This window comes from Bradyrhizobium betae, from assembly GCF_008932115.1.
Lineage (GTDB): Bacteria > Pseudomonadota > Alphaproteobacteria > Rhizobiales > Xanthobacteraceae > Bradyrhizobium > Bradyrhizobium betae.
The window spans coordinates 239255-258486 of sequence record NZ_CP044544.1; the positions used below are offsets into that span (position 1 = coordinate 239255).

Sequence of the window (19232 nt, forward strand, 5' to 3'; positions counted from 1 at the left end):
TCATAGGAACAGAGTATGGCCACCGAACAATATCATGAGCCCGCTGCCGAACTCTCCTCGGAGATACGCACCTTTGCGCGGATGATCACCGGGCTGGTCGAAGAAGCCGAGGCAATCGGCTGGTATGAGCAGCGAATTTCACTTGAGAAGGACAAGGAAGCCCGTGCGATCATGGAAAATGCTCAAAAGGAGGAGTTCAAGCATTTCGGCATGGACCTGGAATTTCTACTTCGACGCAAGAAGGAGTGGCGAGAGATTCTCAAGGGCATTCTGTTCACCGACGGGGATATCGTCGAAGCGGCGGAGAAGGCCGAGAAGAAGGCAGACTGAGACTGCGATCCATTCCTTCTCATTGAGACTTAGATTGCCGAATGACAAAACAACTCAGCTACGGAAATACCGCCAAGGTCTTCCATTGGATGATCGTGGCGCTCCTCCTGGTCCAGTTCCCGATCGGTTGGCTGATGCCCGACATTCGGCGGGGCGCGACGCCCGGAAAAGCCATGACTTTGCACATCTCGATCGGGCTTATCATCCTGATGCTGATCGTCTTGCGCTTTGTATGGCGTCTGTTCCACCCTGTCGCACCGGCGGATACGCTGCCGCGCTGGCAGCGTCTCATGTCAGAGAACGTTCATTGGCTTCTCTATGGATTGGTCTTTACAACCACCGTGACAGGCTGGTTCTTTGCATCGTTTAGGGGCTGGCAGATATCATTCTTTTTCGCTGTGCCGCTGCCGATGCTGACCGCTCCCGAATCCGTCGCTGGCCGCCTGATCGGTGGCTGGCATCAAACAGCCGAATGGGGACTGCTCATCGCCATCGGCATTCACGTTATTGCAGCCCTCATACATGTCTTCGTCTTGCGCGACCGGATCATGCAGCGAATGCTTCCCGGGTCATGATCACTTCGGGCTCCTGTCAAGGCGGCGGGCTAATTCGCTCCTAACTCTGTCGGGCTAACTGTTCTCAGGCACTTGCATCCAGACGTTCGCGCTTCGGTTAGTCACGTTGCGCAGCGGAATAGGTGCGACAAAATTTGGCCTACGGTTCCCGGATTAACGACAAGGTTGATCAAATAATGGAAGCTCCTCGCAAAACAGTCAGTGTTATCGATCTTCATGCAAGCAAAGTTCCGGTAGTCACTTTGGGTTTTTGGATCATCAAGGTCGCCGCCACGACGCTCGGCGAAACTGCCGGTGATGCCGTCTTAATGTCGATGCATCTTGGCTACGCAATCGGCAGCGCGATTTTTATCAGCATCTTCGTTGCAGCCATCGCCGCACAGGTATCCGCGAAGAAATTCCACCCGTTCCTTTATTGGCCGTAATCGTTGCAACCACGACCGCGGGGTCCACCATGGCCGATTTTGCGGACCGATCGCTCGGCATCGGTTATGCCGGCGGCGCATCGATCCTTTTCCTGTTCCTCATGGCAGCCCTAGGCGTTTGGTATTGGTCGGCCGGCTCGGTATCCGTCGACACCGTGAATTTCGCCGAAGATCGAGATGTTCTACTGGGGCGCTATTCTGTTTTCTCAAACCTGGGTACGGCGCTCGGTGATTGGATGGCTGACACGACCGGGCTCGGTTATGAAAGGGGTGCGCTCGTATTCGGTGCCGGTCTTGTCGTGATTGCTGGAGCTTATTTCTATACAAATGTATCACGCACCCTGCTGTTCTGGAGTGCGTTCATCCTTACGCGGCCACTGGGAGCCACCGTGGGCGACCTGCTCGATAAGCCGCTTGCTGACGGCGGCATGGCCTTTAGCCGCTTCTATCTCGGCAATTCTCGCGGCGTTTATCGTCGCCTGCATACTGCTGCTGCCGTAGAGGGCTGGCAGGCATCCAGGCGAGAGCCGAATAGAGGTAGGAACATAAACGTAATCGAGCAGCTTGCCCTGTCGGACCAGCCCTGTCAAAAACACCTCAGCCGGATCGAAGGCTAGGTGCGCGGCCTTTCCAGGATGGTGGAGGAGGAGCGTTACTGCATCGACATCGTCACGCAGATTTCAGCGGTCCGTGCCGCGCTGCGGCGGGTCGAGGAAGAAGTCCTGAAAGACCATGTCTCCCACTGGGTCGAACACGCCATCGCGAGTGGCGACAAAGTAGACCAGCGAAAGAAGGTCGCCGAATTGATGGCCGTCATTGGCCGGACGGAACGATGAGCGGCGATGCAAGTTCCATCTTGGCGGGTAAGGGCTTCTATGCACTCCCTGCCAAGAGGGATCGAATGGAACGGCGGTTGCAGCTATTCGATCGATGTCAGATTGTGCGAAACTGTCCCATCATGCCGTTGTCCTCGTGCTCCAGGATATGACAGTGATACATGAATGGCGCTATTTCGGCAGGCTGATTGAAATGCACGAGCAATTCCACCGGCGCTCTAATGACTACAGTGTCACGAGTACCGGCGTCGCGAAGAATCGGCTTGCCGCCGTTGCGACTAAGGACCTCGAACTGCACTCCGTGAATATGGAAGGGGTGGGACATCATCTCTCCCGATACTTCCCAGATTTCAGTATCACCCAGCCGGACTTTTTCGTCGATGCGGTTCATATCGAACGGACGGCCGTTGATGACCATGCCGCCACCCGAGTCCGTCCCTCCGCCCATCATACCCCCCATGCCCATTCCACCCATCCCCATATTCAGAACAAATCGGCGTCGTGTGTTGGCTTTCGACGGATCCGCACGCGGCCGTTCCACAAGGCGCTCTGGAATCTTGCTAGGCGCGCCATGGCCTCCAACGGGGTCAAACTGCAAAACTGTCTCGCCCTGACCGCCAAGAATTTCCTTCGCGAAATTGCGTGCTTTTGCCAGCGGTCCCGTCATCATCGGCATGTTGGTGTCCGGAGCCGTCTTGAGGGACACGGCTTGGCCATTCGAAAAGTCCACCAACACCTCGGCGCGCTCGCCCGGCGCAAGTGTGAGCGAGCTGACGCTGATGGGGCGATCGAGAAGACCGCCCTCGCTTGCGATCCAGTGAAACGTTCGATTGTCGCTGAACGAAAGGTCATAGATTCTGGCATTAGACCCATTTACGAGCCGCAGACGCACCAATCGATTTGGAACACGCGCCGTGGCGTTCGGGGTGCCATTGGACAAGATGGTATTGCCACGACGTCCCTGCATCATCGTCATCATTCCTTGCGGGACCACCATTAGCCCGTCCGCGAACTGCCTGTCTTGAATGACCACGGGAAGGTCATCGACACCGTACTCAGAGGGTAAAGCAAGAGCCCGCTCGGCCTCATCGGTAACAAGCAGCAAGCCTGCCAGCCCGGAATACACCTGCACTCCAGTCCGCCCGTGAACGTGGGAATGATAGAACAGCGTGGCGGCTGGCTGGCGAATAGGCAGCGCCGGACGCCAAACGTTACCAGCGGTGATGATCCGGTGGGGTCCGCCATCGAGTTCGGCTGGAATGAGAAGGCCGTGCCAATGAACCGTGGTGTCTTCGTTCAGCGTGTTGGTCACGGCAATCTCAACGTCGTCCCCCTGATAGACACGGATTGAAGGACCAAGGTAGCTCCCACTGTACCCGAGACTAGCGCTCGCTCGTCCCGGAAAGAATTCAGTCGTGCCCGCTTGCACGTGTAGCGCAACCGCGTTGCCTTCTTTCCGCGCGTCAATAAGTGGAGGCATCCGCAGGGGCTGCCGTTCCGCTGCCGCATCCGCCGCGGTCCAATCGGCATAATAGGACGTGAAGGCGCCTGCGCCGATAACCCCAGCACCGGCAAGAAAGGATCGGCGGTTGAATTTCATCGGTACGCCTGCGGTTCAATGGATGTCATTCGAACGCCTACGTGCTGATGAGAAACAGATATGGCGGCCGAAAAATTAGCAATATCTAATATTATATCAGAACCCTGGGCTCAATCGCGGGAGAAGAACCCAACGGTCATCCGAGATATCGACCGGGCGTCCCTTTGCGGCTAACGCGCATTTAAGGCCTGTTTCGGCCACCTTCCGTGACGCGAATAGAGTATCCGGACTGGCATCTGCACGAGGCCTCTTGAATTAATATCATAACACACTAAATTAGCAACTACTAATGCAATGCAAGTGACATAGTGACGACTATGCTGAATCTCGCGGACTTTGAGAAAAGCGCCATGGAAGTGGCGGGCATTCTCCGTGCGCTCGCGAACGAGCGTCGGTTGATGATTCTTTGCCAGCTGGTCGAATACGGCGAAGCGACCGTGGGTTCCCTCGTCGATGCAGTCGGCATTAGCCAATCCGCGCTGTCTCAACATCTTGCGAAAATGCGCGACGAGGGAATCGTCACGTTTCGACGAGATTCCCACACGGTTTGGTACCGAATCGCGGACGGGCGGATTGAAGAGCTTTTTGCGACGCTTCATCGGCTGTTTTGTAAGCCGGTCAGAAAATCAGGAAAACACAAATGACCACACATCATGATCCACAGGAAGCATTGCGCTTGATCAATGAAGAGGGGGCCTTGCTCATCGACGTGCGCGAACCGGACGAACATGCGCGCGAGCGTATCCCAAATGCCAAGCTTGTTCCATTGTCCCGCCTTACCGTTCCGCTGGATCGGCACGAGGCGCAGCTGCTGATCTTTCACTGCCGGTCAGGAAGCCGAACCGGTGCAGCGGCGGAAAAGCTCGCGGTCGCTGCCGGCGGCGACGCACACATTCTACGTGGCGGACTGAACGCCTGGAAAGCGGCCGGGCTGCCGGTTCTCAAGGATACCCGCCGGCCGATCGAAATAATGCGGCAGGTGCAGATCGCGGCAGGCAGTCTCGTGATTCTTGGCGTTGGTTTGGGCGCGCTGCTGCATCCGGGATTCTACGCCCTATCGGGATTCGTCGGCGCCGGTCTGGTCATCGCCGGGAGCACCGGCACCTGCGTTATGGCCCGAATTCTCGCGTTTGCTCCGTGGAATCGAATGGCTCAGGCGTAACAGGGAGCGTTGCTGAGCCATGATGGACTTTCCCGTCGGCATTTCGACAACGATTTCGGGCGGAATTGTTGGTCTGGTGCTCGGCCTTGTCGGGGGCGGCGGTTCTATCCTCGCAGTTCCTCTTCTGGTTTACGCTGTCGGGGTCACGTCGCCACATGTCGCTATCGGCACAAGTGCTATTGCGGTCTCACTGAGCGCACTCGGCAACGTGGTGAGCCATGCCCGCGCCGGAAATGTGAAGTGGCGCTGTGCGGCCGTCTTTGCGTCAGCCGGCGTGTTCGGGGCGGTTGCGGGCTCTACGGTGGCCAAAGCGCTCGATGGGCAGAAACTCCTGGTCCTGTTCGGCGCGCTGATGATCATCGTGGGAATCACCATGCTGCGCAGCCGCAGTACGGCGGGGAATCCGGAGGTGCGATTGTCGATGACAACGGCACGCGAGCTTTTACCGCTGCTGCTGGGCATCGGTTTTGCGGTCGGACTGTTGTCGGGTTTCTTCGGAATTGGAGGCGGTTTCCTGATCGTGCCCGGCCTCATGCTTGCGACCGGGATGCCCCTGACGATGGCGATCGGCACCTCTCTCGTTGCCGTCGCAGCATTCGGGGCAGCAACTGCAGCGAGCTATGCAATCTCCGGAATGATCGACTGGCCGATTGCCAGCCTGTTCGTTCTCGGCGGCCTGGTTGGCGGCGTCGCCGGTGTGGCGTTCGGAAAAGCGCTCGCAGCAAGGAAGCGGTCACTCAATCTGACGTTCGCTGGCCTGGTTATTCTGGTCGGCCTCTACGTCGTCGCGCGCGGAACGGTGACGCTGTTCGCGGCTTGAACATCTCTTATCTCCAGGAAAGGACGGTTGCATGGTGAAGTCAGCGTTGCAGGGGCGTCCAATCGTCAAGGGGTTCTTCGACAAACGCACCTTCAGTGTGCAGTACGTTGTCGCGGATCCCGAGACCCGGCACTGCGCCATCATCGACCCTGTTCTCGATTTTGATGAAAAGTCCGGTTCAACAGCTACGTGGTCGACCGATGAGCTACTCGATCATGTGCGGAACGAGGGCTACACGCTCGAATGGATTCTCGACACGCATCCGCATGCCGACCATTTCTCGGCAGCGGCCTATCTCAGGGGCAAAACGGGCGTCCAGACCGCGATCGGCGAAAAGGTCGTCGAAGTGCAGAAGCTCTGGAAAGAAATCTACAATTACTCCGACACCTTCCCGACCGACGGCTCGCAATGGGACAAGCTGTTCGTCGACGGCGAGCGGTTCAAAATCGGCAGTTGTGATGTCGAGGTGATGTTTACGCCGGGGCATACGCTTGCCTCGATCGCCTACGGTGTCGGAGATGCAATCTTCGTTCATGACACCCTGTTCCAACCAGACTTCGGAACGGCACGCGCCGATTTTCCGGGTGGGGATGCGCACGCACTTTGGAGAAGTATCCATAGGATTCTTGCGTTGCCAGAGGACACCAAGGTTTTCACCGGACACGACTACATGCCAGGCGGGCGCCAGCCCGCCTGGGAAAGTACGGTGGGACAGCAGAAATCCGAAAACATTCACCTTAGAGAGGCGAAGACCGAAGCTGAGTTCGTGGCGCTTCGGCAGACTCGTGACAAGAAACTGCCTATGCCGAAACTGATATTGCAATCCCTGCAAGTGAACATTCGAGGCGGTCGGCTGCCCGATCCAGAGTCGAACGGCCGGCGTTATCTCAAAATCCCCTTGGGGCGCTCGAAAGCGCGCCCTGGAATGAAGGAGACCTCCATGAACATTAAGAGCGCAAAAGAACTCGTCGCCGAGGCCACGGCGGAGGTCGAGACGCTTTCGGCGGACGCCGCCGTGAAACTGATGGACGACCCGAATGTGGTATTCGTCGATGTCCGGGAAACCAACGAGCGACGCAAGACTGGCGTTCTCAAGGGATCGGTGCATGCCTCACGCGGATTCCTAGAATTCCATGCCGACCCCAACAGCCCAACCCATGTCAAGCCGTTGAGCAGCGGCAAGCGGCTGGTGCTCTATTGTGCTTCCGGCAACCGATCAGCGCTGGCTGCGAAGACGCTCAAGAGCATCGGTATCGCCAACGTCTCGCATGTAGCCGGTGGATTCCCGGCGATGCAAAAGGCGGGCGGCGAAACCGAAAGCGCGGCGTGAGTCGGATCGTGACGTACTAGTGCAATCTAAACAGAAGGACCCAAGACAATGATGGACGGTACAGGCGGAGGAATGATGTTTGGCATGGGCCTCACATGGATTGTCGTCATCGTGGTGCTGGTGTTGGCAGGTGCAGCGCTCGCCAAGTACCTGTCCTCTGGCCGATAAACGAGAGCGTTAATTGGCGTGCGCCTGGGCCGTTCATCTCAAAGATTGAAGAGTGACATTTATTGCGCAATTACAGCGGTTCTCGAAAACAAACTCAAGCTTCTCGGACCTCATTTTTCGCGGTTGCCTCAGCCTCATTTTCATCGTTGGCGGGCTCGGACATTTCGTGGAGCATCGTCAGATGCTTGAGCGGATAGCTGAATCGCCGTGGGCAAATACAATCAACACGATCGGCAATCCATCTGTTTTGCTCTGGGTTTCCGGAGCTATTTTCGTTCCGGCCGGGGTCGCGCTTGCTATCGGTTTTATGACCCGGCTGTCGTCCGTCGCGCTTTTCATGACTCTGGTGCCGATTACGATTACGCTGCACGTGGCTCCCGGCCACGCCGGGCCGTTGTTCAAGAATATAGCTATCCTTGGCGCGTTGATTCATTTCGCCTTTAACGGATCGGGTGCGATTGCAATCGACCGCGCGTTAGCTTTAGCCGTTGAACCTACTGTGGACGGGAGTGCTACGAATCGTGCGAAGGCGAGCTAGGAAATAGCTCTCGGTCGCGGCTGGAGTCACCGCGACGGCCGGTGCTGCTGCCGCCGACTGAACGCGGCTAGTGGTAGGCGTGCTGTCGTTCGACCCGAGCCATTCGCGATGTCAGTGAACCTTAGCTGTCGAACGGCGTTAACAGCGAAGCTAACCCCGCATATTTTACCGCGCCTGGAGAAACGCTCATGAGCTACCATTTTTCTAAGACTGTCGATTTGCCGATGGAAGCCGCCGTTTCTGCGACTACCGAAGCCTTGAAGAAACATGGTTTTGGTGTGCTCACCGAGATTGATGTGCAGCAAACATTAAAGAAGAAGCTGGATGTGGACTTTCATCCTTACCGTATCCTGGGCGCTTGCAACCCAAAAATGGCGTACCAAGCGCTCCAGGCTGAGGATAAAATCGGCACCATGCTTCCTTGCAATGTTGTCCTGCAAGAGCGTGATTCGGGTCGTACTGAAATTTCAGCTGTGGATCCGGTAGCGTCTATGCAAGCAATCGAGAACCCCAAGCTCGCTGGAATTGCAGCAAGCGTCCGCGCTGCGCTGCAGGAAGTAATTGCAGACATTGGAGCCAAGCAAGCTCCGCCAGCGTAGCGGAGGTCGAATGACACAATCCTGCAATCTGACAGTTATTCAGATCAACGACACACATGGCTACCTGGAACCCCATCCAGAGCTTGTCTGGAGCGGAAGCAAAGCGTCTTACCCCACGCTCGGAGGATACGCGCGAATCGCTTCGCTGTTAAATTCCGCGCGTCGTGAAAATCCTGGCAATGTCTTGGTTCTCGACAATGGTGATACGTTTCATGGGACATACCCCGCCGCCGTAAGTCGCGGTGAAGCTTTGATCCCGCTCGTCAACGCGCTGAAACTCGACGCTATGACGGCGCATTGGGAGTTTGCCTGGGGCCCCGCGCACTTCCGCAAGGTGGTCGATCGGCTTGACCACCCGATGCTCGCCATCAACTGCTACGACAAGGCGACCGGTGATCGAGCTTTTCCCGCATCCGTGGCTCTCGAGTGCGCCGGACTGCGCGTCGGCGTGATCGGAATCGCAGCTACAATCCTTGACAAAAGCATGCCGCCACATTTCAGCGAGGGCCTCCGCTTCACCTTGGGTCTAGATGAGCTACCTGCAGAGATCAATCGGCTAAAGTGCGCCGAGAGAGTCGACCTGATTGTCGTATTGTCGCATTTGGGTTTTCCTCAAGATGTCAAACTCGCGGCCTCCGTTAAGGGCATCGACATCCTCGTCAGCGGTCACACGCACAACCGGCTCGAACGCCCCGCCCGGATCGGGAACACACTCATCATTCAGTCCGGTTGCCATGGATCCTTTGTTGGACGGCTGGACCTGAACGTAACCGACGGAAGGATTTCTGATGTACAGCATCAGCTTATTTCCGTCAGCGATGCTATAGAGCCGGACCCGGTGATGCAGCGCCTTGTTGACGAAGTAATGAGTCCCCATCGCGCCATGTTGGCAGAGATTGTCGGCAATACACCTATCGGATTGCACCGCGACACGATCCTTTCCGCGTCGATGGACGATGTGCTCCTTGCGGCCGCTGCGAAAGCCGGGGAAACGGATATCGCATTTTCAAATGGTTGGCGATATGGTGCACCGGTCCCACCAGGCCCGGTTACCATGAACGATCTCTGGAATATCATTCCGAGCAATCCGCCGATCTCGACCGTAGACCTTACCGGCGTGGAAATCCAAGAGATGATGGAGGAGAGCCTAGAGCGGACATTTTCAGCCGATCCTTTCGGGCAGATGGGCGGCTACCTCAAGCGCTTCAGGGGATTGACCATCTACGGCAAGCTTGAAAATCCTCCGGGCCATCGAATCGAGCACATCTTTACGGCAGACGCGGCCCTAGCGGCGGACCACAGCTACAAAGCAGCCTTCGTGACCGCCCAAGGTGTGCCTCAGAAATTTGGTCGGAATCGGCAAGACTTGCCGGTCAAGGCGATCAATGCACTACAAGACTATTTTCGGAGGCAATCAACTCATCCGAACGAGGGTCTGGGGCGGTTTATTCCTGTGTGATGAAATCGCAGGACTTACGGGACATACATTTTGGCATTCCAGTCGCTACCACCATCCGGGGATCAAAGGGCAGCGGAATGCGCGGAAGCTCCCGAGAACTTGCCTGCTCGGTCGACGACGTCTGTCAACCTTCTCGCGCTAGTCTCGGCTGGCTGTTTCATGATCTTGCTGGCAAGACTGTTCATCGCGACCGCGATTGCGGCGGACGGCAGCGGCATAGCAGCGAATGGCAACGATAAGGGGGCGCCTGCCTGTTCCGCCTGCCATGGCAATCAAGGCGAGGGGCGGCTCGATGCCGCTTATCCGAGGCTTGCCGGACTTGATAGCGGATATCTTCTGCGCCAGCTCAACGATTTTGCCGACAGAAAACGCGAAAGTGAAACCATGCACCCCATCGCCAAGGCGCTTGGCGCGGACGAGCGCGGAGCGGTGGCGTCCTTTTACGGCGCATTGTCGGCCCCCAAAGTGCAGGAGCCGAAAAAGCCGGATGACAAGACCCTCGCCATAGGTGCTGCTCTCGCGCTGCGAGGAGATTGGTCCAAGGGCTTGCCGGGCTGTGGGCAATGTCACGGCCGGGCCGGACAAGGTGTTGGTGATTCGTTTCCGAAGCTGGCCGCCCAATCCGCCGAATATATCGTAAAAGAGCTGAAAGCGTGGAAGGAAGGAAAGCGCGGCAACGATCCGTTGAATTTGATGACGGGGATCGCGAGCAAGCTCGATGAAGCGCAGATGGCCGCGGTCGGCGCATACTATGCCAGCCTGCCAGTAGTCGCTTCGGCATCTGCAGGGCAGAAAGGAACGAAGCCATGAGCGAAAGCCGACCCAACCCGCAAACCTGGGCAGCGGGCTTGCTCTTTCTCGGGCTGGCCGGATTTGTCGGCTATTCGCTTCCGCGGCCAGAAAACCCGAAGACCGCGGGGACATCAACGAAGGACACAAATGCGACTGACAAGGGCGCGCAGGCGAAGCAGGTCTTCACGCCTCCGCGCGACGACGAAATACCCGACGACGATTTCGGCAAAATGGTCAGGCTCGGCTCGGATATTTTCCATGATACTCAGAACAATGCCAAGGAATTCGTCGGTAACGCGCTTCAGTGCGCGAACTGCCATATCGACAGAGGCCGGCTCGCGAACTCCGCGCCTCTCTGGGCCGCATACGTCGCCTATCCGGCGTACCGCGACAAGAACGGTCATGTGAACACATTTCAGCAGCGAGTACAGGGCTGCTTTCGTTATAGCATGAACGGGAAGGCGCCCCCCTTGGGCGACAACGTTCTCGTCGCCATCGAAACCTATGCCTATTTCCTGGCGAAGGGTGCGCCGACCGGCGTCGATTTGCCCGGTCGCGGTTATCCGAAACTACCGAAGCCTGCCAAGCTCGACTATGGTCACGGGGAGCAGGTCTATGTGCAAAAATGCGCTGTCTGCCATGGAGTTACGGGGCAGGGACAAAACTCGTCCGACGGCACGGTGGTGTTTCCGCCCCTATGGGGAGCGCGCTCGTACAACTGGGGAGCCGGCATGAGCTCCATTACGAATGCCGCCGGCTTTATCAAAGCGAACATGCCGCTGAGCCAGGGCAACACGCTCAGCGATCAGGAAGCCTGGGACGTGGCGACCTTTATCGATAGCCAGGAGCGTCCTCAGGATCCGCGATTCTCGGGCTCGGTTGCCGAAACCCGCAAGAAGTATCACGACTCACCCATGTCGATGTATGGCCAATCGGTGAATGGCGTCGTGCTTGGCCAGAGCTCCTCACTCGGGGCACCTGCAAAAAATGAGTGAGTCAACGCACCGCTTGAGCTTAACGACCTCTCGAAACGCCCGGTGGCCGCACGGCTCCACGCAGGCGTGGATGACGACCCGCGGTGCCAAGCGCCGTGACGTTCCCATGAATATAACAGGAGTTTTGACGCACCGTTGAGACAACGGCGGCGCGACGGTCGTCCTTCTTTGCGGCCAGCGTGGGCGTCTAGTGTCGGATTTTGGTCAGTTCGAACGATCGCGAGTTTTTCACCAGCAGGATTGAACGCCGTGCCGACATCTCGCGCAGCTCGAGCGGGCTGCGCAGCGGCCGCGGCGTGTAGTGGGGAGACCAGACGCGCGGCGCGAATATCCCCTGCCCGGGCCGCTGGATTGGTGTCTGGTAGACCTGCGTTGTCTCGCCCAGCACCTCCGACACGAACTCCGACGTCACGAGGTCGTTGATCTGGATGAACAGCTTGATCTGGGAACCGGACACCGTCGTGATGCGCGTGTTCGTAGAGCTCATCGAGCTGCGCAATGTCCTGCATGATGATGGCCATGCGGAAGCCATAGCCGGCGCTGATCGTGATCTTCGAGATCAGCGAGTCCATCCTTCCGACATGATAGAACTCGTCGAGCATCAGCAGCACTTGGTGTGGCTCGTCCTCGCGGGGGATCTTCACCATCATCAGATCATGGACCTGCTGAAACAGGATGCGGATCAGCGGTCGGAAGATCGATAACTGTGCGATGGTGCAACCGATGAAGATCGTCATCGGCCGGCGGCGTAGCTCGCGAATGTCGAAGTCTGAGGTCTCCGTTGCCGCTGAAATCAGCCCGTTGTTCCAGAGCGACATCGCCATGTTGACATTGAAGACGGCGCTGTTGCGCGTCTCCGGCTCGAGCGCGATATATTGATTGAAACTGTCGACGACCCATGTCGGCAAATGTTGTCGCTCTCCTTGGTCGCTCTTGAAGGCAATGAGCGGCAGGTAGTTCTTCTGGACCGGGTTGATCTCCCGCGTATCCTCGATGGTGATGATGCGCTCGTCGACCGGCACTTCCTTGAGGATCGCATTCACGAACGTGGTCTTGCCCGAGCTCGTCCCGCCCGACAGCAGGATCGAATAGCGGTTGATCACGGCGAGGCGGATGAATTGCCATCTTGCGCCGGAGCAATCGGATTCTGAAATCCGGCCCGGCCTCTACCTGAAGCCCCCGAATCTCACGGAGCAGCGCATCGATCCAAAGACGGCGTTCTGGGTCACGAAGCATGTCTTGAAGATGAGTGGCATGCCGGCCTGGGGGCTCGGGCACGATGATGCGGCCATCTGGAGTATCGTCGCTTTCGTCACCAAGCTGCCCGGCCTGTCCGCAGAGCACTACAAGGACGTGGTGGCGAGGGCACCGCCGGACGAAGAGATGGAGTCGATGAACAAGGGCGGCGATAAGAAACCGGATAAAGGCGGGAAGGCCGGGGCCGGGATGCAGACTGCGCAGAGGGGCGAACACAAGCACTGAGCCGAAGGCGAGCGTTGGTCGGCCGGAGGAAGCGGAGGATGTTGGATGGAAGATGACAATAGATCGGCGCCGCGCCACCGGATCCCGAAGGCCGCGACGATTTCCTTCGGGGGAGGGGCGATTAGCTGCACGGTGCGCAACCACTCGGCAACCGGCGCGTCGCTTGGGTGGCGTCGCCGTCCGGAATTCCCGACACTCGGCGTTCGGTTCAGCAACCGGAATGGCGAGGCCTGAGCCGACGTCTTAGCTAGGCGGATACCCAAGTTGCATAGCGGGCGGCTGCTCGGAGTTTCAATGACCGTGGCCCGCCGGCTCCTCCATACGAAATTCCTGAACGTCCTCTTCGCCATTTATCGACAGAATAAGCCGCGCGTCGAATTCATGCGGCTCGGCGGGCGCGGACGTGCTTTCGAGCATTGAAGGACTCGACGAAGATGGAGAAAGCACAAGCGTCTCGGCAAGGCCGGCGCGCGCGATCACTACGACGGCGTTCAATCCATCAATGGGGCGATTCAAGGTGAGCCGCATCCGCTCGCCCGCCGGTGTGCTCGCGATCGAAAGCGCTCCTTCCGCCAGATGGCTCCGCACCTGGAACGGCTCCGGCGCATGATGGTTCGCGGGCGCCACCGTATCGCCGGCAAATCGCGACGAAACGCGAACGTTGGCCACGCTGAGGCCGGGAATATGCTCGAACAGCTCATGTTTGAGGTTGTCCGCCAAACGGTCGGCGTCGGCCATCGTCATGTCGGCGTCGATCTGGATGCCGATATCAGCGAGCAGGCGATGTCCAAGCCAACGTGCCTTGACTTCAAGAATCCGGCGGACACCTTTGACATGCTCGACAGCGTGTATGACTTCGTCGGTGATGGCGGGATCGACGCCGTCCAGCATCCGGACAAACGCCGCCTTGGACGACTGCCAGACGATGCCGAAGATGGCGATCGTAATGAGGAGACCCACGATGGGGTCTGCAAGCGGAAATCCTAGCCAAACGCCGATCGCACCCGCGACGACGGCCAGGCTTGTGAAACCATCGGTGCGCGCATGATAACCATCGGCGATGAGAGCCACGCTGTTGATTTCGCGCCCGACCCGAATGCGGAATACCGCCACGGCTTCGTTGCCGATGAATCCGATGATGCCGGCGGCAACCACCCACGGAATGAAATCAATACTCTGCGGATGGATCAGGCGCTCGATCGCCTCATAGCCGGCGAAGACGGCACTGAACAGGATGATCGCGACAATGATCACGCCCGCCAGATCCTCGACGCGCCCCAGACCATAGGTGAACGTCTTGCTCGGCTTGCGGCGTGCCAACATGAAAGCAATCCAGAGAGGGATTGCGGTCACCGCGTCTCCGACGTTATGGATCGTGTCGGCGAGCAACGCGACGCTGCCCGAAATCGTAACGACTCCAAGCTGGAGAATGGACGTGATCGCCAACACGATGAACGACCATTTGATAGCCCAGATGCCCCGCGTTGTCGTCGCGATGGTGGGGTCTATCGTACCGTGTGTGTGGCCATGGCCCCGGCCGTCGTCATGCCCGTGACCGAGGTCAACTGATTGCCGTTGCGGCGACAGACCGAACCAATCCTGTATTTTCGTCAGCATGTGGTACCTTCAAGGTCTATTCGGCGGCCCGGCGTGGAGCGAACGCACGGTCGGACTTTGTCTGGCTTTCGACGGACGCGAAGTAGGAATAGAGCGCCGGCAAGACGAGCAAGGTAAGCAGTGTCGCGCTCAACAGCCCGCCGATCACTACGGTCGCCAGCGGCTTCTGCACCTCGGCCCCTGTACCCGTCGCAAGCGCCATCGGCACAAAGCCGAGCGAGGCGACCAATGCCGTCATGATGACCGGACGAAACCGTGTCAGAGCGCCTTGGCTGATGGCCGCGCTTGTACCCACACCTTCCGAAATCAGTCTTCGAATCTGGCTGAGCATCACCAATCCGTTCAGGACCGCGACCCCGGAGAGTGCGATAAAGCCGACGGCGGCCGAGATCGAGAATGGCATGCCGCGCAACCATAGCGCAGCGATGCCTCCCGTGAGCGCGAGGGGCACCGCGCTGAAGACCAGAAGCGCGTCCCGCGCCGAACCGAGGGCACCGAACAGCAGCAGAAATATTAAGAGGAAACAGCCGGGGACCACGAACATCAGACGCTGCCGGGCGACGGAGAAATTCTCGAACTGCCCGCCCCAGGAGAGCCAGGTCCCTGGTGCCAGTTTGACCTTCTCGCCAACGGCCGCCTGTGCCTCGGCAACCAGCGATCCGATATCCCGTCCACGGACTTCGGCCGTCGCGACGACACGCCGCTTGCCGTTCTCGCGGCTGATCTGGTTGGCGCCTTCGGTTTGCTCGAAGGTCGCCAGAGCGCGAAGGGGCACGGACGCCACGGCGGCATTTGCAGTCAGTCGCGGCAATTGGACCGGCAGGTTTTCCAGCGCCGCGATATCGTTGCGCAGCGCATCGTTCAGCCTGACGATGATCTGGAAACGCCGATCGCCCTCGAACACCAGCCCGGCAACCCGGCCGCCGACCGCGGCTTCGATCACATCCTGGACCGCGAGCAGGCTGAGGCCGCGGCGGGCGATTTCGGCCTTGTCGATCTTGATCTCCAGGAACGGAAGACCGGTGGTCTCTTCCACCTTGACGTTCTGGGCGCCGTCGATGCGGCGCAGCACACTGGCGATGCTGCCCGCGGTCCGCTGCATCTCCTCGAAATCGTCGCCGAAGACCTTGACCGCCAGATCCTCGCGTACGCCCGCGATTAGCTCATTGAACCGCATTTCGATGGGCTGGGAGAAGCCCAGCTTGTTGCCCGGAAGTTTCGAGGCTTCCGCTTCGATCTGCTTGATGAGATCGTCTTTCGTCATCGACGGGTCGGGCCACTCGGCCTGCGGCTTGACGATGATGTAGGTGTCGGACGCGCTCGGTGGCATCGGGTCGGCGGCGAGGTCCGGCGTTCCGGTGCGGGAGAACACGAACGCCACTTGGGGAAATTTGCTGACGACGCTCTCGATCTGGAGTTGCATCGCCTGCGATTGGGTTATGGACGTGCTCGGGACACGCTTGACCTCCATCACGATGTTCTTTTCGTCCAGCGTCGGCGTGAACTCCTGTCCCAGCCGCGTGAACAGCAAACCCGCGGCGATGAACAGAACCGCGGCAACGCCGATGGCCGGCAGCGGTGACGCGATCACCCGCGTCAACAGCGGCGCATAGCCGGCCTTCAGCGTGCGGATGATGGCGTTTTCCTGCTCGCTGACAGGTTTGGTGACGGTCAGCGCGACCATGGCCGGGACGAACGTCAGCGAGACGACGAAGGCCGCGACGAGCGCGATGATGACCGTCAGCGCCATCGGCTCGAACGTCTTGCCCTCAACGCCCGTGAACGTCAGCAGCGGCACGTAGACGAGAATGATGATGAGCTGGCCGTAGACCGTCGGCCGGATCATTTCGATGGCCGATTCCTTGACGGTCTGGAGCCGTTCGTCCAGCGCCAGCGCCCGCCCAAGCTCGCGCTGGCGCTCGGAAAGATGGCGGAGGCAGTTCTCCGCGATGATCACGGCGCCGTCCACGATCAGTCCGAAATCCAAGGCGCCCAGGCTCATGAGATTGGCGCTGATCTTGCCCTGCAGCATGCCCGTTGCGGTCAACATCATGGTGACCGGGATGACGCACGCGGTCACCACGGCAGCCCGCAGGTTGCCCAACAAGAGAAAGAGCACGACGATGACGAGCAGTGCGCCTTCCGCCAGGTTGGTGGCGACAGTCTCGATGGTGGCATCGACCAATTGCGTGCGGTTGAGCACGGTGTGGGCATAGATGCCGGGCGGAAGCGTGCGGCTGATCTCTTTGATCTTCGCATCCGCCGCCGCCGCGACCGTGCGGCTGTTGCCTCCGATCAGCATCAGCGCCGTTCCAAGGACAACCTCGCGGCCGTTGACGCTGGCGCTGCCGGTGCGCAATTCCTTTCCGATTGCGACGTCGGCGACATCCTTGACGCGGACCGGCACGCCGGCCCGCGTGGCGACGACGATCTGCGAGATGTCTTCGATATTTTCGACGCGGCCGCTGGCGCGTACCACGTAACCTTCGCCATTTTGTTCGATGTAGTTGGCGCCGCGACTGACGTTGTTGGCCTCGATGGCCGCGATTACCTGGTCGAGCGACAGTCCAAAGCTGATCAGCCGCGTTGGGTCGGGCTGCACCTGAAACTGCTTGACGAAGCCACCGATGGCGTCGGCGCCAGCCACCCCGGGGACCGTCTTCATCTGCGGGCGGATGATCCAGTCCTGTACGGTGCGCAGATATACGGTGCGCTGAAAATCGTCGGTCAGGCGCTCACCTTCGGGCGTGAGGTAGGTCCCGTCGGATTGCCATCCGGGCTGCCCGTCGCGCACCGGCGCAATTGCGCCAGGCTTGGCGTACTCGACCGCCCACCAGTAGATCTCGCCCAGACCCGTCGAGATCGGCCCAAGCTTGATGTCCACACCGGGCGGAAGATTGGCCTTGGCCTCGTTGATACGTTCCGAGACCTGCTGGCGCGCGAAGTAGATGTTCGTGCGGTCGGTGAACACGGCCGTGATCTGGGCAAAACCGTTTCGCGAAAAGGACCGCGTCGATTCCAAACCGGGCGTGCCGGCCAGCACCGTCTCCAGCGCGACGGTGACCTGCTTCTCGATTTCGACAGGCGTCAGCGCCGGGGCCACGGCGTTGACCTGGACCTGGACGTTGGTGACGTCGGGAACCGCATCGATCGGAAGCTTGGTCAGGGACCAGAAGCCCGATACGACCGCCGCCAGCGTGATCAGTAGGACCAGCCATCGGCGCCGGACCGAAAAATCGATGATGCGTTCGATCATCGCTTAGTCCTCGTCCCTTGGCTTCGAAAGCTCGGCCTTGAGCGAGAACGTGTTCGTCGCGGCAATGGCCTCGCCGGGCGTCAGGCCGGACACGATCTCGAGGGCTTGATCCTCTCTCTCGCCAAGCACGACGTCCCGCTTCTCGAAGCCGTCTTTGGTCCGGACGAATACGATCGGTTGGCCTTCCAACTTTTGAATTGCGGTCGCGGGCACGACGACGGGCACGGTCCGCTCGTTGAGGGCGATCGCCGCGGTGACGAACGATCCCGGACGCCAGGTCCGCTCAGCGTTGGGGATTTCAGCCACGACGCGCGCCGTGCGCGTATCCTTGTCGACCAGCGGGCTCACGAAGACGATCTTGCCGATGGTTGTCTTGGTAAGACCTCGCGCGGAAATTTTGACCGATTGCCCTTCCTGGATCAAAGGAAGGTCGGAGGAGGCCACCGACAATTCCACCCAGACACGGCTGAGGTCGACGATGACGAACAGTTCCGTTTCAAGATTGTCGCGGCCGACCGCCGTGCCAAGCTCGACCTTGCGTTCGACGACGCGCCCGGTGATCGGGGCCACGACGTCCTGCCGCCGCAGGCGGGCCTCCGGCGCATCCGGAAGCGCCTTGATCTCGCTCTCGGCGAGGCCGAGAGCCATCAGCTTCTGCCGCGCGATATTGACCCTCATGCTGGTCTGCGCAGCGGCGTTGCGGGAGCGGAGATATTGTTGTTCGGTGCCGGTTTTAGCTTCCCAAAGGAGCCGGTCCCGGTTGAACAGATCCTGTTGCAGATCGTTCGTCAGGCGGGCTGCCAGGTACTCGCTCTTGGCGTCGGCAACCTCGCGGCTCTCGAGGACCGCGATCACCTCATCCTTGACGACGTCGTCGCCGATATTCTTGCGCAACTCCGCGACCGTGCCGGACAGCTTGACCGAGACGTGCGCGATCCGGTCGCCATGCGGAACGATCGAACTCGGAACAACGAGACGCTTTGCGATTGCTGCCGGTCCTACCTCGACCAGATCGATCTGCGCGAGCTTGATCTGTTCATCGTTCATTGGCAGAAGGCCGGAGATCGGCTCCGGTGCCGACGGCTTGGGCGGAATTGCCGTGTTGGCCTGCGGTCCTATCCCGATTGCCCGTTGAACCGTCGTCGATAGCCCCGGCGCGAGCGCGAAAATCCCGGCTCCTGCCGCGAACGCGACAACAAAGATGGTCGAGCGGCTTGCCATGGTGCTTTTCCGACTTGGATCCCGCGT

General features: G+C 59.2%; 18 protein-coding genes and 2 pseudogenes. 15 read left to right on the forward strand and 5 right to left on the reverse strand.

Annotated features, from left to right (window positions below):
- Positions 1-15: 15 nt before the first annotated feature.
- From F8237_RS35690 to F8237_RS35705, 4 genes and pseudogenes are all read left to right on the forward strand, one after another.
- Positions 16-330 carry a ferritin family protein gene (locus tag F8237_RS35690; RefSeq protein WP_100554912.1) on the forward strand — a complete coding sequence of 105 codons (315 nt, stop codon included), beginning with the start codon at positions 16-18 and terminating at the stop codon, positions 328-330.
- 41 nt (positions 331-371) lie between these two features.
- Positions 372-905, forward strand: a complete 534-nt coding sequence (locus tag F8237_RS35695; protein WP_100554911.1) for a cytochrome b — start codon at positions 372-374, stop codon at positions 903-905.
- Positions 906-1081: 176 nt separating this feature from the next.
- Positions 1082-1831 (forward strand): annotated as a pseudogene (locus F8237_RS35700) (COG4705 family protein).
- Between the two features lie 116 nt (positions 1832-1947).
- The gene (locus F8237_RS35705) at positions 1948-2166 is read left to right on the forward strand and encodes a metal-sensitive transcriptional regulator (protein ID WP_244626182.1); all 219 of its coding nucleotides are present in this window, start codon (positions 1948-1950) and stop codon (positions 2164-2166) included.
- Positions 2167-2263: 97 nt separating this feature from the next.
- Here the strand turns inward: F8237_RS35705 and F8237_RS35710 are convergent, their stop codons facing one another.
- On the reverse strand, positions 2264-3766 hold the full coding sequence (locus tag F8237_RS35710) for a multicopper oxidase family protein (protein WP_100554909.1): 1503 nt from the start codon (positions 3764-3766) through the stop codon (positions 2264-2266).
- A gap of 317 nt (positions 3767-4083) precedes the next feature.
- Between F8237_RS35710 and F8237_RS35715 the strand changes: the two genes are divergently transcribed.
- The 10 genes and pseudogenes from F8237_RS35715 to F8237_RS35760 all read left to right on the forward strand — a co-directional run bounded on the left by F8237_RS35715 (position 4084) and on the right by F8237_RS35760 (position 11629).
- The gene (locus tag F8237_RS35715; RefSeq protein ID WP_100554908.1) at positions 4084-4410 is read left to right on the forward strand and encodes an ArsR/SmtB family transcription factor; all 327 of its coding nucleotides are present in this window, start codon (positions 4084-4086) and stop codon (positions 4408-4410) included.
- Positions 4407-4928: a rhodanese family protein gene (locus F8237_RS35720; protein WP_100554907.1), complete on the forward strand. Its 522-nt coding sequence runs from the start codon at positions 4407-4409 to the stop codon at positions 4926-4928. The genes F8237_RS35715 and F8237_RS35720 overlap by 4 nt, the downstream gene beginning before the upstream one ends.
- Before the next feature lie 19 nt (positions 4929-4947).
- The gene (locus tag F8237_RS35725) at positions 4948-5748 is read left to right on the forward strand and encodes a sulfite exporter TauE/SafE family protein (RefSeq protein WP_100554906.1); all 801 of its coding nucleotides are present in this window, start codon (positions 4948-4950) and stop codon (positions 5746-5748) included.
- 31 nt (positions 5749-5779) lie between these two features.
- A pseudogene (locus tag F8237_RS35730) lies at positions 5780-6699 on the forward strand (MBL fold metallo-hydrolase).
- A 73-nt stretch (positions 6700-6772) separates the two neighbouring features.
- The gene (locus tag F8237_RS35735; RefSeq protein WP_244626200.1) at positions 6773-7078 is read left to right on the forward strand and encodes a rhodanese-like domain-containing protein; all 306 of its coding nucleotides are present in this window, start codon (positions 6773-6775) and stop codon (positions 7076-7078) included.
- A 220-nt stretch (positions 7079-7298) separates the two neighbouring features.
- The gene (locus tag F8237_RS35740; RefSeq protein ID WP_100554903.1) at positions 7299-7784 is read left to right on the forward strand and encodes a DoxX family protein; all 486 of its coding nucleotides are present in this window, start codon (positions 7299-7301) and stop codon (positions 7782-7784) included.
- A gap of 188 nt (positions 7785-7972) precedes the next feature.
- On the forward strand, positions 7973-8383 hold the full coding sequence (locus tag F8237_RS35745) for a DUF302 domain-containing protein (RefSeq protein WP_100554902.1): 411 nt from the start codon (positions 7973-7975) through the stop codon (positions 8381-8383).
- 10 nt (positions 8384-8393) lie between these two features.
- Positions 8394-9842, forward strand: coding sequence for a bifunctional metallophosphatase/5'-nucleotidase (locus F8237_RS35750; protein ID WP_100554901.1), 1449 nt, complete (start codon positions 8394-8396; stop codon positions 9840-9842).
- Positions 9843-10001: 159 nt separating this feature from the next.
- The gene (locus F8237_RS35755; RefSeq protein WP_100554900.1) at positions 10002-10652 is read left to right on the forward strand and encodes a c-type cytochrome; all 651 of its coding nucleotides are present in this window, start codon (positions 10002-10004) and stop codon (positions 10650-10652) included.
- Positions 10649-11629: a c-type cytochrome gene (locus F8237_RS35760; protein WP_100554899.1), complete on the forward strand. Its 981-nt coding sequence runs from the start codon at positions 10649-10651 to the stop codon at positions 11627-11629. The genes F8237_RS35755 and F8237_RS35760 overlap by 4 nt, the downstream gene beginning before the upstream one ends.
- Here the strand turns inward: F8237_RS35760 and F8237_RS37535 are convergent.
- Entirely contained in the window at positions 11536-12732 is a 1197-nt protein-coding gene (locus F8237_RS37535) for a type IV secretory system conjugative DNA transfer family protein (RefSeq protein ID WP_476727242.1), read from the reverse strand. The genes F8237_RS35760 and F8237_RS37535 overlap by 94 nt on opposite strands.
- A 10-nt stretch (positions 12733-12742) precedes the next feature.
- Between F8237_RS37535 and F8237_RS35770 the strand changes: the two genes are divergently transcribed.
- Positions 12743-13111 (forward strand): c-type cytochrome, encoded by a 369-nt coding sequence (locus tag F8237_RS35770; protein ID WP_100554898.1) that lies wholly within the window; start codon positions 12743-12745, stop codon positions 13109-13111.
- Between the two features lie 291 nt (positions 13112-13402).
- Here the strand turns inward: F8237_RS35770 and F8237_RS35780 are convergent, their stop codons facing one another.
- The 3 genes from F8237_RS35780 to F8237_RS35790 are packed head-to-tail and all read right to left on the reverse strand — an operon-like array spanning position 13403 to position 19205.
- Positions 13403-14728 (reverse strand): cation diffusion facilitator family transporter, encoded by a 1326-nt coding sequence (locus F8237_RS35780; RefSeq protein ID WP_100554897.1) that lies wholly within the window; start codon positions 14726-14728, stop codon positions 13403-13405.
- 16 nt (positions 14729-14744) lie between these two features.
- Entirely contained in the window at positions 14745-17984 is a 3240-nt protein-coding gene (locus tag F8237_RS35785) for an efflux RND transporter permease subunit (protein WP_100554896.1), read from the reverse strand.
- A gap of 3 nt (positions 17985-17987) precedes the next feature.
- Positions 17988-19205, reverse strand: coding sequence for an efflux RND transporter periplasmic adaptor subunit (locus F8237_RS35790; RefSeq protein ID WP_100554895.1), 1218 nt, complete (start codon positions 19203-19205; stop codon positions 17988-17990).
- Positions 19206-19232 lie beyond the last annotated feature (27 nt).

What these genes read in the sequence shown, in the direction of transcription:
- F8237_RS35690 (WP_100554912.1), top strand. Translation starts at nt 16, where the DNA reads ATGGCCACCGAACAATATCATGAGCCCGCTGCCGAACTCTCCTCGGAG.
- F8237_RS35695 (WP_100554911.1), top strand. Translation starts at nt 372, where the DNA reads ATGACAAAACAACTCAGCTACGGAAATACCGCCAAGGTCTTCCATTGG.
- F8237_RS35710 (WP_100554909.1), bottom strand. Translation starts at nt 3,766, where the DNA reads ATGAAATTCAACCGCCGATCCTTTCTTGCCGGTGCTGGGGTTATCGGC.
- F8237_RS35715 (WP_100554908.1), top strand. Translation starts at nt 4,084, where the DNA reads ATGCTGAATCTCGCGGACTTTGAGAAAAGCGCCATGGAAGTGGCGGGC.
- F8237_RS35720 (WP_100554907.1), top strand. Translation starts at nt 4,407, where the DNA reads ATGACCACACATCATGATCCACAGGAAGCATTGCGCTTGATCAATGAA.
- F8237_RS35725 (WP_100554906.1), top strand. Translation starts at nt 4,948, where the DNA reads ATGATGGACTTTCCCGTCGGCATTTCGACAACGATTTCGGGCGGAATT.
- F8237_RS35735 (WP_244626200.1), top strand. Translation starts at nt 6,773, where the DNA reads ATGGACGACCCGAATGTGGTATTCGTCGATGTCCGGGAAACCAACGAG.
- F8237_RS35745 (WP_100554902.1), top strand. Translation starts at nt 7,973, where the DNA reads ATGAGCTACCATTTTTCTAAGACTGTCGATTTGCCGATGGAAGCCGCC.
- F8237_RS35750 (WP_100554901.1), top strand. Translation starts at nt 8,394, where the DNA reads ATGACACAATCCTGCAATCTGACAGTTATTCAGATCAACGACACACAT.
- F8237_RS35755 (WP_100554900.1), top strand. Translation starts at nt 10,002, where the DNA reads ATGATCTTGCTGGCAAGACTGTTCATCGCGACCGCGATTGCGGCGGAC.
- F8237_RS35760 (WP_100554899.1), top strand. Translation starts at nt 10,649, where the DNA reads ATGAGCGAAAGCCGACCCAACCCGCAAACCTGGGCAGCGGGCTTGCTC.
- F8237_RS35770 (WP_100554898.1), top strand. Translation starts at nt 12,743, where the DNA reads ATGAATTGCCATCTTGCGCCGGAGCAATCGGATTCTGAAATCCGGCCC.
- F8237_RS35780 (WP_100554897.1), bottom strand. Translation starts at nt 14,728, where the DNA reads ATGCTGACGAAAATACAGGATTGGTTCGGTCTGTCGCCGCAACGGCAA.
- F8237_RS35785 (WP_100554896.1), bottom strand. Translation starts at nt 17,984, where the DNA reads ATGATCGAACGCATCATCGATTTTTCGGTCCGGCGCCGATGGCTGGTC.
- F8237_RS35790 (WP_100554895.1), bottom strand. Translation starts at nt 19,205, where the DNA reads ATGGCAAGCCGCTCGACCATCTTTGTTGTCGCGTTCGCGGCAGGAGCC.